The sequence below is a fragment of the Brenneria goodwinii genome (genome assembly GCF_002291445.1).
In the GTDB taxonomy this organism is placed as follows: domain Bacteria; phylum Pseudomonadota; class Gammaproteobacteria; order Enterobacterales; family Enterobacteriaceae; genus Brenneria; species Brenneria goodwinii.
Window position 1 is genome coordinate 3581250 of record NZ_CP014137.1, and the last position, 16738, is coordinate 3597987.

The 16738-nt window shown below is 51.1% G+C and carries 18 protein-coding genes; 10 read left to right on the forward strand and 8 right to left on the reverse strand.

Features of this window, described 5'->3' with window-relative positions:
* Positions 1-4: 4 nt before the first annotated feature.
* From ACN28R_RS15890 to ACN28R_RS15915, 6 genes are all read left to right on the forward strand, one after another.
* Positions 5-382, forward strand: coding sequence for a DUF1090 domain-containing protein (locus ACN28R_RS15890; RefSeq protein ID WP_095834912.1), 378 nt, complete (start codon positions 5-7; stop codon positions 380-382).
* 136 nt (positions 383-518) lie between these two features.
* On the forward strand, positions 519-824 hold the full coding sequence (locus tag ACN28R_RS15895; protein ID WP_048636322.1) for an ElaB/YgaM/YqjD family protein: 306 nt from the start codon (positions 519-521) through the stop codon (positions 822-824).
* 15 nt (positions 825-839) lie between these two features.
* On the forward strand, positions 840-1235 hold the full coding sequence (locus tag ACN28R_RS15900; protein ID WP_095834913.1) for a phage holin family protein: 396 nt from the start codon (positions 840-842) through the stop codon (positions 1233-1235).
* Positions 1232-1516, forward strand: a complete 285-nt coding sequence (locus ACN28R_RS15905) for a YqjK-like family protein (RefSeq protein ID WP_048636324.1) — start codon at positions 1232-1234, stop codon at positions 1514-1516. The genes ACN28R_RS15900 and ACN28R_RS15905 overlap by 4 nt, the downstream gene beginning before the upstream one ends.
* 261 nt (positions 1517-1777) lie before the next feature.
* Entirely contained in the window at positions 1778-2173 is a 396-nt protein-coding gene (locus ACN28R_RS15910; protein WP_048636325.1) for a DoxX family protein, read from the forward strand.
* A gap of 98 nt (positions 2174-2271) precedes the next feature.
* Positions 2272-3264, forward strand: coding sequence for a glutathione S-transferase family protein (locus ACN28R_RS15915; RefSeq protein ID WP_095834914.1), 993 nt, complete (start codon positions 2272-2274; stop codon positions 3262-3264).
* 59 nt (positions 3265-3323) lie between these two features.
* Here the strand turns inward: ACN28R_RS15915 and ACN28R_RS15920 are convergent, their stop codons facing one another.
* Positions 3324-4220 (reverse strand): LysR family transcriptional regulator, encoded by an 897-nt coding sequence (locus ACN28R_RS15920; RefSeq protein WP_048636327.1) that lies wholly within the window; start codon positions 4218-4220, stop codon positions 3324-3326.
* 122 nt (positions 4221-4342) lie between these two features.
* Between ACN28R_RS15920 and ACN28R_RS15925 the strand changes: the two genes are divergently transcribed.
* Entirely contained in the window at positions 4343-5059 is a 717-nt protein-coding gene (locus ACN28R_RS15925; protein ID WP_095834915.1) for a pirin family protein, read from the forward strand.
* A 102-nt stretch (positions 5060-5161) separates the two neighbouring features.
* A complete protein-coding gene (gene zur / locus ACN28R_RS15930) occupies positions 5162-5671 on the forward strand; it encodes a zinc uptake transcriptional repressor Zur (protein ID WP_048636329.1) in 510 nt (169 codons plus the stop codon).
* Positions 5672-6515: 844 nt separating this feature from the next.
* Here zur and lexA read toward each other — a convergent pair.
* Positions 6516-7124 carry a transcriptional repressor LexA gene (gene lexA / locus ACN28R_RS15935; protein WP_048636330.1) on the reverse strand — a complete coding sequence of 203 codons (609 nt, stop codon included), beginning with the start codon at positions 7122-7124 and terminating at the stop codon, positions 6516-6518.
* Between the two features lie 108 nt (positions 7125-7232).
* Positions 7233-7598, reverse strand: coding sequence for a diacylglycerol kinase (locus tag ACN28R_RS15940; protein ID WP_095834916.1), 366 nt, complete (start codon positions 7596-7598; stop codon positions 7233-7235).
* Positions 7599-7725: 127 nt separating this feature from the next.
* On the opposite strand from ACN28R_RS15940, the gene plsB reads away from it, so the two are divergent.
* Complete coding sequence (gene plsB, locus ACN28R_RS15945) at positions 7726-10194, forward strand: glycerol-3-phosphate 1-O-acyltransferase PlsB (RefSeq protein WP_095834917.1); 2469 nt, start codon at positions 7726-7728, stop codon at positions 10192-10194.
* A gap of 203 nt (positions 10195-10397) precedes the next feature.
* Here plsB and ubiA read toward each other — a convergent pair whose 3' ends face one another.
* The 5 genes from ubiA to ACN28R_RS15970 all read right to left on the reverse strand — a co-directional run bounded on the left by ubiA (position 10398) and on the right by ACN28R_RS15970 (position 14824).
* A complete protein-coding gene (gene ubiA, locus ACN28R_RS15950; protein WP_372490527.1) occupies positions 10398-11270 on the reverse strand; it encodes a 4-hydroxybenzoate octaprenyltransferase in 873 nt (290 codons plus the stop codon).
* A 15-nt stretch (positions 11271-11285) separates the two neighbouring features.
* On the reverse strand, positions 11286-11807 hold the full coding sequence (gene ubiC / locus ACN28R_RS15955; protein WP_095834918.1) for a chorismate lyase: 522 nt from the start codon (positions 11805-11807) through the stop codon (positions 11286-11288).
* 334 nt (positions 11808-12141) lie between these two features.
* Complete coding sequence (gene groL, locus ACN28R_RS15960) at positions 12142-13794, reverse strand: chaperonin GroEL (RefSeq protein ID WP_048636334.1); 1653 nt, start codon at positions 13792-13794, stop codon at positions 12142-12144.
* Between the two features lie 46 nt (positions 13795-13840).
* Positions 13841-14134, reverse strand: coding sequence for a co-chaperone GroES (locus ACN28R_RS15965; protein ID WP_048636335.1), 294 nt, complete (start codon positions 14132-14134; stop codon positions 13841-13843).
* Between the two features lie 219 nt (positions 14135-14353).
* Complete coding sequence (locus ACN28R_RS15970) at positions 14354-14824, reverse strand: FxsA family protein (protein ID WP_048636336.1); 471 nt, start codon at positions 14822-14824, stop codon at positions 14354-14356.
* Positions 14825-15207: 383 nt separating this feature from the next.
* On the opposite strand from ACN28R_RS15970, the gene aspA reads away from it, so the two are divergent.
* Complete coding sequence (aspA, locus tag ACN28R_RS15975) at positions 15208-16647, forward strand: aspartate ammonia-lyase (protein ID WP_048636337.1); 1440 nt, start codon at positions 15208-15210, stop codon at positions 16645-16647.
* Positions 16648-16738: the final 91 nt, after the last annotated feature.

Sequence of the window (16738 nt, forward strand, 5' to 3'; positions counted from 1 at the left end):
TAAATTGAAAATACATCATTTAATGGCCGCTATCGTATTGGTATTCTCCGGCAATACTCTGGCGCAGGCCGCCAATGTGCAAGGGAGTTGTTTACAAAAAGAGCAGGAGATTCAACGCCAGATCGAACACGCCCGCCAAAACGGCAACCAGCATCGTGTTGCTGGATTGGAAAAAGCGCTGGACGGGGTCAAATCACATTGCACCGACGAAAAGCTGGCGGCCGAACATCAGGATAAGATTGCCGATCAACAAGCGGAAATCGCCGAACGCCAACGCGAGCTGAGTGAAAGCAAGCGTGAAGGAGATCCGCAAAAAATTCTTAAAAGAGAGAAAAAGCTGGCTGAAGCCGAGCAGGAATTACAAGCCTTGCAAAAAAAGTAATACGCCGAAAGCCGCCTGGCGCAACAACCGAAAACATACAATAAGTTATAAGAATTATCCGCCTCAGATAACAAGCAAAAATCGAAAATTAGTCTATAGTTGATACTCTAGGCTTATAACATAAAGGTTATCTAATATGGCTAAAGATCAGAGTTCTGAAGTTCTACGCGCGGAATTAAAATCACTGGCGGATACATTGGAAGAGGTCATCAGCGGTTCCAGCGATAAATCCAAAGCGGAATTGGATAAACTGCGCAGTAAAGCAGAAACAGCCTTGAAAGAAACACGCTCTCGTCTGAGTGAAACCGGTGAACGCATCGCGACCCATACCCGTGAAGCGGTGGGATGCGCAGACGATTATGTTCGTGAAAATCCGTGGACTGGCGTAGGTATCGGCGCGGCAATTGGCGTTGTGATTGGCGTCCTGCTTTCCCGCCGTTAATTACTCTGACCAATTATGACTGATAAACAACGACAAGGCCCCGCTAGCGGGGCCATAGCCTCTGCGCAGCGTATCATCACCATTCTTGTCAGTATGGTTGAAACGCGTGTCCGTCTGGCGGTTATCGAGCTGGAAGAAGAAAAAGCCAATCTGATTCAGTTGATTATCATGGCTGGATTAACGCTGCTCTTCGCCACCTTTGGTTTAATGAGCCTGATTGCATTGATTATTTGGGGAGTCGATCCCCAATATCGTTTGTTTGCGCTGGGATGCATTACCGCCACCTTACTTGGTTTATCCATCATTCTCGGCATATGGACCTTACTGAAGGTTCGACGCCCAACGTTACTCAAATCAACCCGTAAAGAGCTGGAAACCGATCGCGCACTGCTGGAGGATGAATCAAAATGAGTCATCAGCAGCGTGATAAAGAAAAAATCCAGCTTCTGCGTAAAATCCAGCAGCAGAGGCTGGATTTATCAGCGAATAAAAAAAGCCTGCTGGAATCAACCGCCCCTTACGATCGCTACTGGCACAATCTGCTGCAATGGCGAAAATATTGGGTCGTTGGCTCCGGCCTTATCGCCATTTATGGCTTACGCCATCCAAGCAAGCTGATCCTCTGGGGTCGTCGCGCGGTTGGTCTGTGGGGAACGTTTCGTTTTTTTCGCAAGACTCTCTCCCGCCGCTAACCCTTCCCGCCGTCATACCTTTCGGCGCCCTATGGCTGCCTTCATCGTCCGCAGCCAGCGTCGCTTATGCGCATGGCATTGATACAAACAAAACATCAATTTTTCTGAAATAAACCGACAATTATACTCGCTGTTACCTTACGCCATCTCTCTATAGTATCGGCTCCATAACCTGACGGCAGGGCATATTTTTCAGCAAATACCTGCGACTAACACATTGACGGCGATTAACGCCTTTGAAGAAATAATATTGGAGAGATGATGAAAAATTTAGAAAGTATTGCCCTGTTGGTTGCGCGTATTTTAATGCCCATTCTGTTTATCGTTGCGGGTTATGGCAAGCTGGGCGATGCCTACGCAGGAACCCAGCAATACATGCAGTCGATGGGCGTTCCGGCGTTCCTGTTGCCGCTGACGATCCTCTTGGAACTGGGGGGTGGCCTGGCAATCCTGTTTGGTCTGTTAACGCGTACCGTGGCGCTGTTCATTGCCGGCTTCACCATATTGACGGCCCTGATTTTCCACACCAACTTTGCGGACGGCGTCAATCAGGTCATGTTTATGAAAAACCTGACTATCGCGGGCGGTTATCTATTATTAGCAGTAACCGGTCCCGGCGCATTCAGCCTTGATCGTATACTGAATAAAAAGTGGTAAGGAAAATCCTTTCCCTGCCAGCCCAATAAACAGAGCGGCGACAAGCGTCCCCCTACGATCTTGTCGTCGCGCCGCATGGTTTAACCACGGGAGGATCTATGGGACAACTGGTTGATGGCGTATGGCACGATACCTGGTATGAGACCAAATCGACCGGCGGTCGTTTTAAGCGTTCGGCATCACATTTTCGTCACTGGATTACGCCAGATGGCGAGCCCGGCATTAGCGGTGACGGCGGATTTCCGGCGGAAGCCGGACGCTATCATCTGTATGTTTCCCTCGCCTGCCCCTGGGCACACCGCACATTGCTGATGCGCCAGTTGAAAGGACTGGAAACGCACATTGCTGTTTCCGTGGTGCATCCGTTGATGCTGGACCACGGCTGGACATTTGCGACCGATTTTCAGGGCGCCACCGGCGATTCGCTATATCAGCATGAATTTCTCTATCAGCTTTATCTGCACGCCAATCCCAACTACAGCGGACGAGTTACCGTGCCGGTACTGTGGGACACCGTAAAACATACGATAGTCAGCAACGAATCGGCCGATATCATCCGGATGTTTAACAGCGCCTTCGACGCTATCGGGGCGAAACCCGGCGATTACTACCCACAGGATCTGCGGGGGCAAATTGATGAACTGAACGGCTGGATCTATGACAAGCTGAACAACGGCGTCTACAAAGCCGGTTTTGCCACCAGTCAGGCGGCTTATGATGAAGCAGCGACGGACGTATTTGCCGCCCTGTCCAGATTGGAATCGATTCTCGGGCAACATCGTTACCTGACGGGCGATCGTCTGACGGAAGCGGATATCCGGCTGTGGACGACGCTGATACGCTTTGATCCGGTCTATCATACCCATTTCAAGTGCGATAAATACCGCTTAAGCGATTACCCGAATCTGTATGGCTTTTTACGTGATATCTACCAGATGCCCGGCGTAGCCGACACCGTCAATATGGCGCATATCCGACACCACTATTACCGGAGTCACAGCACCATCAATCCGCATGGCGTGATCTCGTTGGGGCCGGAGCAGGATCTGAACAGCCCTCACGGGCGGGATAAGAAATTTATCGGCAAATAAAGCGGGAGGAAAGGCATGGCGCATCGTGCCTTTCCCCATCTCGATGCGCGGAGAAAAGCTCAGGCATGGTTCAACAACTTAGGTATTTCCCGTAAAAACCAGGATTTAGCCTCCCCCATGCTGTCACGCCGCCAGGCCATGATAATCTCGCTGTCCATAGAATACTCCGGGCTGACCACCCGTAACCGGCCTTCGCTAATATCCTGAGCGACCATGGGATAAGGCATTGTCGCTACGCCCAGTCCGGCCAGCAGCGCACGCCGTTTATCATCCATAGAGCTGACGGTTAGCCGCTGCTGTTTATCCAACAGCTGTACGGTGAGCACCGGGCGTTCACGCGCGGTATCCGCAATGGCAATCCCGCGGTATTTCACACGGGTGACCTCGGAAAGCGGTTCCGGCTCTTGATGTATCGGGTGATCGGGACTGGCGACATAAATATTCTTCAACGTATAAAGTTTGCGGGTGTTCACCTCGGAAGAGGCGCGAAAATGCATATCCGGCGCAATGACAATATCAGCCCGCCCCTGTTCCAAACGCTCCCACGCTCCCGCCAGCACTTCCGTCAGGATCGAAACCTGCGTATTGGCTTTCTGTGATAATTTATCCAATAAAGGGAAGAGAGTTTGGGTGGGAATAAGCGCTTCAGCCACGATGGTCAGATGTGTTTCCCATCCGCGGGCCAGCGCCTCGGCATCCGTAGTGAGCTTATCGGCCGCTTCCAGCAATACCCGTCCACGATCCAACAGCATACGACCGACATTGGTGAATTTAGTGCGGTGTCCGGAACGATCAAATAACACCACATCCAGCTCTTCTTCCAGCTTTTGCATGGTATAGCTCAGCGCCGAAGGTACGCGGCCCAATTCATCAGCTGCCGCGGCAAAACTTCCCCGGCGATCAATCGCGTCCATGACTCTTAAAGCTTCCAGCGTCAATGCTCGTTCTTTTGACATTTTCTACTCATTCAGGATTTTTGAATATACTCACCAGATTAACTAGCTAACAATCCACCGTCCACACAATTACTATGTGTTTCATACCATTTGTTTAAGAAATATTTTCCGAGTCTTATACCATGATCATAAAAAGAGCAGCAGAGCAATGCGGCCAAGCTGACTATGGCTGGTTGCAGGCGCGTTATACTTTCTCCTTTGGCCATTACTTCGATCCGCAATTACTGGGTTATGCCTCACTGCGCGTGCTGAATCAGGAAGTTCTGACGCCGGGGGCGTCGTTCCAACCCCGAACCTACCCTCGCGTCGATATTTTAAATATCATCCTGCAAGGCGAGGCGGAATACCGCGACAGCCATGGCCGCCATGTCCATGCCAAAGCGGGCGACGTATTGCTGCTGGCTACCCAGCCCAATGTCAGCTACAGCGAACACAATACCAGCGCCAGTAAGCCGCTGACGCGGATGCAGCTATGGCTCGATGCCTGCCCGACGCGGGAAAACAGTCCGTTGCAACGATTGACGCTGAACAACCTCGACGGTCATAACACGGGGCACCGGTTATTGGCCTCTCCCGAAGGGGAGAGCGGCAGTTTGCAACTCCGTCAGCAGGTGTGGATCCACCACCTGGAGCTGCAGGACAATGAGCAGCAGAGTATTAAACTGAACGGCAATCGGGCCTATCTCCAGTCAATTCATGGTTCGGCCACCATCAGTTGCCGCCAGTCTTGCGACAATACGCTGCACTGTGGCGATGGCGCCTTTATCCAGCAGGAAAGCGAATTAACCATCCAGGCTGAAACGCCGCTACGCGCGTTGCTGATTGATCTGCTCGTTTAGTTCCTATATCCGGCAGACTGCACGCCGCGTCACTGATTCTATGTTTTTCCTCAGCCGTGATAAGATGTCCTTCTTGTTCTTTATGCGTCGAGGTATATGACAATGGATTCAACCAATCAGGACAAACTACTTGCCCAGGCTGAACAGATTTGTCAGCACCGTGGCGTACGCCTGACAACGCAACGTCAGGAAGTACTGCGGCTGATGGCGCAACAGACCGGCGCGATTAGCGCATACGATCTGCTCGATCTCTTACGGGTATCAGAACCCCAGGCGAAACCGCCAACGGTGTACCGTGCATTGGACTTTCTGCTGGATCAGGGATTTATCCATCGGGTGGAATCAACCAACAGTTATGTTCTTTGCCATCACATTGAGGATCACAGCCATACTTCGGCGCTGTTTATCTGCGATCGCTGCGGTCAGGTCACCGAACGCCAAACAGAAGGCGTAGAAGAGACGCTACGCCAGTTAGCACAGCAGGCAGGATTCACCTTACGCCATAGCGTTATTGAAGCTCACGGATTATGCGAGGGCTGCCAGGAAGTGGCGTCCTGTAAACATCCCGGCCATTGCGATCATGACCATACCATTCCCATTAAAAAACGCTGACGCCATTAATAATAAGGATGGGAAGGGAACATCCGCTGTCCCCGTTAATAGCGCTCAAACCGGATTTTTGCAGTCAGAAAGAAAATAAACCTGCCGTCTCTTTCCAATCCTACATTACTGCCGCCACCCCAAGTACGGTAAATGGTTAACACCTCGACACAGGATGCCATTATTCGAACTTGCGCGTGTCAACATTACCGGTTAGCAGTCGCGATTATATTGCCTTCCCATACCTTTAACTTGTTTTTCAGCCGATTATTTTGGCGACCGTAACCGTATCAGAGGTTAGTCGCCATTTGATCATGCGTATCTGTAACTCGTCATACTGCAAGTTGCATGTGCGTTGGCTTTGTTACCCGCCCCATACCTGTGGCTCGTCCCTACGGGGCCGCAGCAAGCGGCGTTCAAATCGGTTCCCGTGGTCGCTACCTTCCTGCAACTCGAATTATTTAAAGTATAGTTTATTCTTTAAGTATTATCTTGTACGCTGACTCGCTCTTTATTCATAGCAAATATTGCCATATAAAGTGAATTTTCGCACTATCGGCAAAAGCCAGTAATGGAATAAAAAAATATCAAAGCGAGAAAAAAACGCACCTAAATATTAACTATAGACGATAGTTTCACTTTATTATTTAAATAGGGTTTCAAAGAGCATCATTAATAATCTAATTAAGAAAACGATCGGTAATGTCGCAACAAATCAAATAGGCGAAATGCAACAGAATGTAGCGGTAATATTGAATACGCATGAAAGAAGGAAACAACATCGCCCCAAAATATGAGGCGAGTATCAAACGAAAATGGCAGGTCGGATGGATGACCGGCAGTCAACGCGCCGGCATCAGCTCCAGTCGCCGTTGCGAATAACACCGACGGCCAGCCCCTCAATAGAGAAACTTTGTTGACGCAGGTCGACAACGATAGGAGAAAACTCTTCGTTTTCAGCCAGGAGATGAACGGTGTTGCCCTGCTTTTTCAAGCGCTTGACGGTGACTTCGTCTTCAATGCGCGCCACAACAACCTGTCCGTTATGGACATCCTGCGTTTTATGCACAGCCAGTAAATCACCATCCATAATGCCAATGTCTTTCATCGACATCCCGCTGACGCGTAACAGAAAATCGGCGCTGGGTTTGAACATTGACGGATCGACCTGATAATGACATTCAATATGCTGCTGGGCTAAAAGCGGTTCACCCGCGGCTACGCGGCCAATCAGCGGAATGCCAGCCTCTTCCTCCATCAGCAGACGAATACCGCGTGATGCGCCGGACACAATTTCAATTACGCCTTTACGCGCCAATGCCTTCAGATGCTCTTCTGCGGCATTCGGTGAACGAAATCCCAGCTGCTGGGCTATTTCCGCTCGCGTTGGCGGCATACCGGTCTGCGCTAGATGATCGCGGATCAGGTCATAAACCTGCTGCTGTCTGGCTGTTAATGCTTTCATTCCGCCCCCTGGTTGTTTATACAGTTTTGCTGTGAGTATATACAGCTAATTGCCAATTGGGAACCGGGATGTGAGTAAACCTCGGTTTTTATTAATTTCTGGAAGCCTTCACGCAAAATGCCGCCAGAGAATACAGCCCCAGACGACAGCCGCCAGCAAAATGGCGACAAACACCGCTGCCGAACCAATGTCCTTTGCGCGGCCCGATAATTCATGGCGTTCAAGACCAACGCGATCGACCACCGCTTCGATCGCACTGTTAACCAGTTCAAATAACATGATCAACACCACGGCTCCGATAAGCAGCAGTTTTTCCACCAAGGTTATTGATAACAGACAGGCGATGATCGCTCCAACAATAGCCAGCAGCGTTTCCTGGCGAAATGCCGCTTCATGCCGCCATACCTGCTTCAATCCCTGAAGGGAATAGCCGGTTGCTTTGATTATCCGGGTCAGCCCCGACGCTTTATTCATCTATCCTCCATTATTTATCAACGCTCGCTCACGTTTTAACGCTTTCCCGTTGTCTTATCACAACAGATCTCCAGCGCAGTTTCTGGTATCCTTGCGACGCATTGCTAACAAGAGGCTTCAAGTTGTTATGTCAGGTTGGCGTAAAATTTATTATAACCTATTGAATTTTCCACTCAAACTGTTAGTGAAGAGTAAGGTAATTCCCATAGACCCCGTGGCCGAACTGGGGTTGGATCCCTCGCGCCCGATCCTCTATGTGCTGCCTTATAATTCGCAGGCGGATTTACTCACGCTAAGGGCGAAGTGCCAGGCGTTAGGTCTCCCGGATCCGCTTCAGCCGGTCGATATCGGCGGCGTGCAGTTACCCAGTCATGTCTTCATTAATGACGGTCCACGCGTTTTCCGCTACTACGTTCCCAAGCAGGAATCGATCAAGCTGTTCCACGACTACCTGGATTTGCATCAAAACAATCCTGAACTGGACGTGCAGATGGTGCCGGTATCCGTCATGTTTGGCCGTTCTCCGGGCCGCGAAGGGCAAAATCAAACGCCGCATCTGCGCCTGCTCAACGGTATAGAGAAATTTTTTGCCGTATTGTGGCTGGGCAGAGACAGTTTTGTCCGTTTTTCCAGTCCGGTGTCATTACGCTATATGGCGACCGAGCACGGCACGGATAAAACCATCGCTCACAAGCTCGCCCGCGTCGCCCGCATGCATTTCGCACGCCAGCGTTTGGCTGCGGTCGGCCCGCGTCTTCCGGTGCGTCAGGAGTTGTTCAACAAACTGCTTAACTCCAAAGCGATCAAAAAAGCCGTTGATGATGAAGCGCGCAGCAAAAAGCTCTCTCATGAGCGAGCGCAGCAAAACGCCATTGCCCTGATGGAAGAGATTGCCGCCGATTTCTCTTATGAAGCCATTCGCTTATCCGATCGGGTATTAGGCTGGACCTGGAACCGTCTCTATCAGGGGATCAACGTTCACAACGCCGAACGCGTACGCCAACTGGCGCAAGACGGACATGAAATTGTCTATGTGCCCTGCCACCGCAGCCACATGGACTACCTGCTGCTGTCCTACGTACTCTATCATCAGGGGCTGGTGCCTCCGCACATTGCCGCCGGGATCAACCTGAACTTCTGGCCGGCCGGGCCGATCTTCCGCCGGCTGGGGGCATTCTTCATCCGCCGCACGTTTAAAGGCAACAAGCTGTATTCCACTATTTTCCGTGAGTATCTGGGCGAACTCTTTACCCGCGGCTACTCCGTCGAATATTTTATGGAAGGCGGACGCTCACGCACCGGGCGGTTACTGGAACCGAAAACCGGCACGCTGGCCATGACGATTCAGGCCATGTTGCGTGGCGGTACGCGCCCTATCACCCTGGTGCCGATCTATGTGGGTTATGAACACGTGATGGAAGTCGGCACCTATGCGAAAGAGCTGCGCGGCGCGACGAAAGAGAAAGAAGGCTTTATGCAGATGGTGCACGGCTTGCGCAAACTGCGCAACCTGGGACAAGGCTATGTGAATTTCGGCGAGCCTTTGCCGTTAACCGCCTATCTGAACCAGCATGTGCCGCAATGGCGCGATGCCATTGATCCCATTGAAGCGCAGCGGCCAAGCTGGCTAACGCCCACGGTACAGAATGTCGCGATGGATATCATGACGCGCATCAACAACGCCGCCGCGGCGAATGCCATGAATCTCTGTTCCACGGCATTACTGGCTTCACGTCAGCGTTCCCTGACCAGAGAGCAAATGCATGAACAGTTGGATTGCTACCTGCAACTCCTGCGCAATGTGCCTTACCATAAAGACATCACGGCGCCTGAAAAAACGCCCGCTGAATTGCTGGAACATGCGTTGAGCATGGATAAATTCGAGGTCGAGAAAGACAGTATCGGCGATATCATCATCCTGCCGCGGGAGCAGGCGGTGCTGATGACCTATTACCGTAATAATATCCAACATCTGCTGATCCTGCCGTCGCTGATCGCCAGTATGGCGATCCATCACCGCCATATAACCATGACCGAATTGATCCGCCAGATTACGCTGATCTATCCCCTGCTCCAGGCGGAACTGTTCCTGCATTACAGCAAAGAGGAACTGCCGGCGGTGCTATCCGCACTGACGGAGGAGCTGGCGCGGCAACAGTTGCTGTCTGTCAAAGAAGAGGCGTTGTTTATCAACCCGGCGCGTATCCGTACGCTGCAGCTATTAGCGGCGGGAGTGCGTGAAACACTGCAGCGCTACGCCATCACGCTGTCGTTGCTGGGGGCGACCCCAGGCATCAATCGCGGAACGCTGGAAAAAGAGAGCCGGAATATGGCGCAACGGCTGTCGGTCCTGCACGGCATTAATGCACCGGAGTTTTTCGACAAAGCGGTATTCTCCACGCTGGTCGCCACCTTGCGCAGCGAAGGTTACATCACTGACAGCAGCGAGGCGCCTCAGAGCGATATCCTGGAGATATACAATACGCTGGGCAATTTGATCACTCCGGAGGTGCGACTGACGATTGAAAGCGCCAGTTCAGCCGCTGAAGCGGAAAACGTGAAAACCCAAACCGAGGAAGCGCCTCCTCAGGCGTAATACCTGGCAAAAGAGAAAGGCGGCGAAGATATCGCCGCTTCAGACTGCTGAAAAGCCTCTTATTAGGAGAAACACGGGGGGAGGTTCCCGCAGGGACGCCTCACCCCCGTGGTCGCTCCGGGTATCTCGATCTCATCACAATGGGTTTGTCATCAAACTCAGGCGGCGAAGATATCGCCGCCTTTTTTGCATCAGTGACCCGCCTACAGACCGAACAAAACGCCAATAAACAGCGCCATGCCAACGTAGTTATTATTCTTGAACGCCCGGAAGCACGCGTTCCGTTCCCGCCCGGCAATCAGTTTCTGCTGGTAAACAAATAGCCCGGCCGCAATCAGCAGCGCCACGTAAAATAGCGGCCCCAGCGCTATCATATAGCCAAGAGACGCCAGCAGCAGCAACACGGCCAATTGCAGCAAACCAATAATCAAAGTATCAAAACGGCCGAATAAGATAGCGGTGGATTTGATGCCGATCTTGAGGTCGTCATCCCGATCGACCATGGCGTACTGGGTATCGTATGCTACCGTCCAACAGACATAAGCCAGAAACATCATCCAGCAGGTAACGGGCAGCGATTCGCTAACCGCCGCATAGGCCATCGGTATCGACCAGCCAAACGCCGCACCCAGCACAAACTGCGGCAGGTGGCTGACGCGCTTCATAAACGGATATATCCACGCCAGCGCCAGCCCGGCGACCGAAAGCCAGATGGTCATCCTATTCAGCGTCAGAACCAGGAAAAATGCCAGCATAACCAACACCACAAACAGGATTTTCGCAGACAGCTCGCTGACCAGGCCGCTGGGCAGCGGACGTGAAGCCGTACGCTTCACATGTCCGTCAAAATGGCGATCGGCATAATCGTTAATCACGCAGCCGGCCGCCCGCATCAAAAAGACGCCGGCAACAAAAACCAGTAATGTCCACGGCTCAGGCGCGCCTCGTCCAGCCAGCCATAATGCCCACAAAGTCGGCCACAGCAGCAACAGAGAACCTATCGGCTTATCAATACGCATCAACCGACAATAAGCCAGCCATTTCCCCGCTGTTACACTTCTTTCCAACGGACTCATCTCCTCAATTACCGGTTAGCCTTCGCGGCTATCCATCAAATAAAGCGGTGCCTCTGATAAAAACAACTCGGTCAACAACAACGGATGACCGGAAAGGCACAAACGGGAACGCCGCGCCCACAACCCATCACAGAGTCCGGTATGTATGTAATCACGCGTCAGGGCGTCATGCTGAAAAAGATAACGCCCCAGCGGCACATCGCCGATTTTCGTCAGGTCGATACCGGCATCCTCCAGCGTTTGCCGGGGAATCAGGGTTCGGCCGAATAACCAGGGGCGCTCGTCACCATAAAGCACAACCTCACGCAGCCAATAGCGGTCGCTGACGGGCAGGTGCGCAAGCTCATCATTCAATTCCCCCGGCGCAATAAAGCGTTCATTAGCGACGGATACCGTCAGCCGCTCGCAATAGCCGTCAAGACGCTGCGTCATTGAAGCCGTTTCCATCAGCCAGTCTTTGATATGCCCAGAAATGATTGCAGGTGGATCGACAAACCATTCAATCGTGTGCAGGGAAAATTGCGCCCCATCAGACATTATCCCTACTCCGCTCAGGGGTGATTGGTAAATAAAGTAAGCGTTTCATATTGTAGCGCAGAATAGCGCCTTGATAACACGTTCTAACCCTATGGATACCTGATACGGCAACATTTTCGCAATTCGGCCCGGGTAGTAGAAAGTCAAAAAAAAGGATGAAAATCAAGGAAAAAACAAAGCGGAAAACAGAAGCCGACGACTAACGGGCGATAAAATAAAAGGCGCTGACTCGTGTTATCCACCAGACAGCGCCTTTTGTACAGCATCGAAAAAACAGATGTAAAGCCGGTCAAGCCGCCATTAAGGCATTAGCCCGCATGACGGCGACGCCGCATTACATCATTCCACCCATACCGCCCATGCCGCCCATACCACCGGCAGCACCTAAATCTACTTTTTCTTCTTTCGGCAGATCGGTAACCATACATTCGGTGGTGATCATCAGGCCGGCAACAGAAGCGGCGTATTGCAGAGCGGAACGGGTAACCTTGGTTGGATCCAGGATACCGAATTCCAGCATGTTGCCGTATTCTTCAGTCGCCGCGTTGTAGCCGTAGTCGCCTTTGCCCGCTTTAACATTGTTAGCGATAACTGAAGCTTCTTCGCCGGCGTTGACCACGATCTGACGCAGAGGTGATTCCATCGCGCGCAGCGCAACTTTGATACCCACGTTCTGATCTTCGTTGTCGCCTTTCAGACCAGACGCAGAGACAGAGGAAGCGGCACGAATCAGCGCTACGCCGCCACCGGCAACCACGCCTTCTTCCACCGCGGCGCGGGTAGCGTGCAGGGCATCTTCAACGCGCGCTTTCTTCTCTTTCATTTCAACTTCAGTTGCGGCGCCGACTTTGATAACGGCTACGCCGCCAGCCAGTTTAGCCACACGTTCCTGCAGTTTTTCTTTGTCGTAGTCTGAAGTCGCATCTTCAATCTGCTGACGGATCTGAGCAACACGGCCTTCGATAGTCGCTTGGTCGCCCACGCCATCGATGATGATGGTGGTATCTTTGTTGATAACAACGCGTTTGGCCTGACCCAGATCTTCCAGCGTGGTTTTTTCCAGCTCCAGACCGATCTCTTCAGAGATCACCGTACCGGCGGTCAGGGTAGCGATATCTTGCAGCATGGCTTTACGACGGTCGCCGAAACCAGGCGCCTTAACAGCGGCCACTTTCACAATACCGCGCATGGTGTTAACCACCAATGTCGCCAGCGCTTCGCCTTCAACATCTTCCGCGATGATCAGCAGCGGTTTGCCCGCTTTGGCAACGGCTTCCAGAACCGGCAGCATTTCACGGATGTTGGAGATTTTTTTATCGGCCAGCAGGATGAACGGGCTTTCCAACTCAATAGAACCGGTTTCCGGTTTGTTGATGAAGTAAGGGGACAGATAGCCGCGATCGAACTGCATACCTTCAACAACGTCCAGTTCGTCTTGCAGGCCGGTGCCTTCTTCAACGGTGATAACGCCTTCTTTACCGACTTTTTCCATCGCTTCTGCAATCAGTTTACCCACGGTTTCGTCGGAGTTTGCAGAGATGGTGCCAACCTGTGCGATAGCTTTGAAATCAGAGCAAGGAACAGATTGTTTTTTCAATTCTTCAACCGCGGCGATCACGGCTTTATCGATACCGCGTTTTAAATCCATCGGGTTCATGCCCGCAGCAACGGCTTTCAGACCTTCTGTGATGATGGACTGAGCCAGTACGGTTGCGGTGGTGGTGCCGTCGCCTGCCGCGTCGTTCGCTTTAGAGGCAACTTCTTTCACCATCTGAGCGCCCATGTTTTCGAACTTGTCTTCCAGCTCGATTTCACGCGCTACAGAAACGCCGTCTTTAGTGATGTTCGGTGCGCCGAAAGATTTATCCAGGACAACGTTACGGCCTTTAGGGCCCAGGGTAACTTTCACTGCATCAGCCAGTACATTCACGCCGCGCAGCATTTTTACGCGAGCGTCATTACCGAATTTTACGTCTTTAGCTGCCATTGGTGTATTTCCCTTAAATTCGTTCAGTTCAGGTGATTACGCGTAATTACGCTTCAACAATTGCCAGAATGTCGCTTTCAGACATGATCAAGACTTCTTCGTTATCGATCTTCTCTGCCTTCACGCCATAGCCATCATTGAAAATGACAATATCGCCGACTTTCACATCCAGCGGTTTAACTTCACCGTTTTCCAGGATGCGCCCATGGCCGATGGCCAGTACTTCACCACGGGTAGATTTACCTGCAGCGGAGCCGGTCAGAACGATACCGCCAGCAGATTTGGACTCAACTTCTTTGCGCTTGACGATCACGCGGTCATGCAATGGACGAATTTTCATTGATAGCTCTCCTTTGAGAAAGTCCATATCAGTTTAGGATAAACGCCAGCTATGCCTTCATATCTGGCCTTGTGGTGATTTAAGTGGGGGCAATTCTTTTTCCTTCAAGGGGGGAAATTTATTTTTTTTGCATCTAATGATGTTTTTTGTCACCCACAAAACAAAAAACAAGGATTATCAACCAGATAATCCTTGTTCATTATGTAACTTATCTAACACTCAGCGATCGTCGTTTTCATCCCGATGGTCAATATTTCTACGCCCATCATCCTTACGCTGATACTCGCCTTCAAACGTATTGCCGCCAGACGCCGACGCGCCGGGGCCGGAACGCCAAATATGCAAGTGCGGCATCAGTTTGAGGGTCAAACGCTTTTGTACCGGCGGCAACAATAACAACAGCCCCAGAAAATCGGTGAAGAATCCGGGAACCAATAACAGAAAACCCGCCAGCACCAGCGATACGCTTTTTACCATCTCCGCTGCCGGACTTTCACCCTGCTCCATTTTCTGTTGCATTTGCACAATCGTTTTCATCCCCTGGTTACGCACCAGTGAAACGCCGATACAGGAAGTGAAAACCACTAACAACAGGGTTATCGCTACGCCAAGTACCTCCGCCACCTGAATGAACAGCGATATCTCTATGTAAGCGAAAAGAAAAATTAATAACAACGGTAACCAGCGCACCTGATTCTCCTGTTTGTGAAAACGCCTGTTGTTAAGAACAAACGCGATTGTTGTAAACAAATTATGTTATTGAAAACAAATATGACCAGGCATCACTGCTCTGCACATTATAATCTACTGAGATGGTAGCGCGATCAGCTATTTTCAAGCTATGACATAGACATTTGTTATCTGAAAGTGGTCAGTCGCGACGGCTATCACAGTTCATTTATCTGAGTGTAATGGAAAGATCAGATAGTGATCTAGGCTACTATTTTTTTGGGATATACAGCATATAATCACGCAGGTTAATGCGAATTAAGTCAAATACTCTGCAATTCCTGCCCGTGATCGTGCAATTAGTTCAAACAATTTTTAGTCAGCAGAATATAGAGAAGGCTCTCATGTCAGATAACATTCGTATTGAAGAAGACCTGTTAGGTACCAAAGAAGTTCCCGCAGATGCCTATTATGGTGTTCATACCTTACGGGCGGTCGAAAACTTTTACATCAGTAACAGTAAAATAAGCGACATCCCGGAATTTGTACGCGGTATGGTCATGGTTAAAAAAGCCGCGGCACTGGCGAACAAGGAACTGCAAACTATCCCCCGCAAAATTGCCGATGTCATCATCCAGGCCTGCGATGAAGTGCTGAATAACGGCAAATGCATGGATCAATTTCCGATTGATGTCTATCAGGGCGGCGCGGGCACCTCGGTAAACATGAACACCAACGAAGTATTAGCCAATATCGGTTTGGAACTGATGGGACACCGAAAAGGCGAATACCAATATCTCAATCCAAACGATCATCTGAACAAGTGTCAATCGACCAATGACGTCTACCCCACCGGATTCCGCATCGCGGTTTACGCCTCTATTCTGAAACTGGTTGACGCGCTGACACAGCTTGGCGACGGTTTCGAACGCAAAGCCAAAGAATTCGCAAACATATTGAAAATGGGGCGAACCCAGCTGCAAGACGCGGTTCCGATGACTTTAGGCCAGGAATTTCATGCCTTCAATGTGTTACTGAAAGAAGAAAATAAAAACCTGCTGCGTACCGCGGAACTGTTGTTGGAAGTGAACCTGGGGGCGACGGCGATCGGCACCAAGCTGAACACGCCGGATGGCTATCAGCAACTGGCGGTAAAACGATTGGCGGAAGTCAGCGGCCTGCCCTGTGTTCCGGCGGAAGACCTGATTGAAGCGACCTCCGACTGCGGCGCATACGTTATGGTGCACAGCTCGCTTAAACGCCTGGCCGTAAAGCTGTCGAAAATCTGTAACGACCTGCGCTTACTCTCCTCCGGGCCGCGGACCGGTCTGAACGAGATTAACCTGCCGCAGTTGCAGGCGGGCTCTTCCATCATGCCGGCCAAAGTCAACCCGGTGGTGCCGGAGGTCGTCAACCAGGTATGCTTTAAAGTGATCGGCAACGACACCTGCGTCACCATGGCTTCCGAAGCGGGACAATTGCAGTTAAACGTCATGGAGCCCGTTATCGGCCAGGCCATGTTTGAGTCAACGCACATTCTGACCAATGCCTGTTACAACCTGTTGGAAAAATGCGTGAATGGCATTACGGCTAACAAGGATGTCTGCGAGGCATACGTCTTCAACTCGATCGGCATCGTCACTTACCTCAACCCGTTTATCGGCCACCACAACGGCGATATCGTCGGTAGGCTCTGTGCGGAAACCGGTAAAAGCGTACGGGAAGTCGTATTGGAACGCGGTCTGCTGACGGAAGCGGAACTGGATGACATTTTCTCCATCCAGAACCTGATGCACCCGGCATATAAAGCCAAACGTTACACCGACGAGAACGATGTGTCTTAACACCTGACATCATCTTTTTTAAGGCGCGTTTGCTCGCCAAGAGCGACGCGCCTTTACTTTATGCTTAAGAGATTTTAGCCCGGCTATCCCG

What these genes read in the sequence shown, in the direction of transcription:
- aspA (WP_048636337.1), top strand. Translation starts at nt 15,208, where the DNA reads ATGTCAGATAACATTCGTATTGAAGAAGACCTGTTAGGTACCAAAGAA.
- ACN28R_RS15910 (WP_048636325.1), top strand. Translation starts at nt 1,778, where the DNA reads ATGAAAAATTTAGAAAGTATTGCCCTGTTGGTTGCGCGTATTTTAATG.
- lexA (WP_048636330.1), bottom strand. Translation starts at nt 7,124, where the DNA reads ATGAAAGCATTAACAGCCAGACAGCAGCAGGTTTATGACCTGATCCGC.
- plsB (WP_095834917.1), top strand. Translation starts at nt 7,726, where the DNA reads ATGTCAGGTTGGCGTAAAATTTATTATAACCTATTGAATTTTCCACTC.
- ACN28R_RS15925 (WP_095834915.1), top strand. Translation starts at nt 4,343, where the DNA reads ATGATCATAAAAAGAGCAGCAGAGCAATGCGGCCAAGCTGACTATGGC.
- ACN28R_RS15895 (WP_048636322.1), top strand. Translation starts at nt 519, where the DNA reads ATGGCTAAAGATCAGAGTTCTGAAGTTCTACGCGCGGAATTAAAATCA.
- ACN28R_RS15940 (WP_095834916.1), bottom strand. Translation starts at nt 7,598, where the DNA reads ATGAATAAAGCGTCGGGGCTGACCCGGATAATCAAAGCAACCGGCTAT.
- ACN28R_RS15915 (WP_095834914.1), top strand. Translation starts at nt 2,272, where the DNA reads ATGGGACAACTGGTTGATGGCGTATGGCACGATACCTGGTATGAGACC.
- ubiC (WP_095834918.1), bottom strand. Translation starts at nt 11,807, where the DNA reads ATGTCTGATGGGGCGCAATTTTCCCTGCACACGATTGAATGGTTTGTC.
- groL (WP_048636334.1), bottom strand. Translation starts at nt 13,794, where the DNA reads ATGGCAGCTAAAGACGTAAAATTCGGTAATGACGCTCGCGTAAAAATG.
- ACN28R_RS15965 (WP_048636335.1), bottom strand. Translation starts at nt 14,134, where the DNA reads ATGAAAATTCGTCCATTGCATGACCGCGTGATCGTCAAGCGCAAAGAA.
- ACN28R_RS15900 (WP_095834913.1), top strand. Translation starts at nt 840, where the DNA reads ATGACTGATAAACAACGACAAGGCCCCGCTAGCGGGGCCATAGCCTCT.
- ACN28R_RS15920 (WP_048636327.1), bottom strand. Translation starts at nt 4,220, where the DNA reads ATGTCAAAAGAACGAGCATTGACGCTGGAAGCTTTAAGAGTCATGGAC.
- ubiA (WP_372490527.1), bottom strand. Translation starts at nt 11,270, where the DNA reads ATGAGTCCGTTGGAAAGAAGTGTAACAGCGGGGAAATGGCTGGCTTAT.
- zur (WP_048636329.1), top strand. Translation starts at nt 5,162, where the DNA reads ATGGATTCAACCAATCAGGACAAACTACTTGCCCAGGCTGAACAGATT.
- ACN28R_RS15905 (WP_048636324.1), top strand. Translation starts at nt 1,232, where the DNA reads ATGAGTCATCAGCAGCGTGATAAAGAAAAAATCCAGCTTCTGCGTAAA.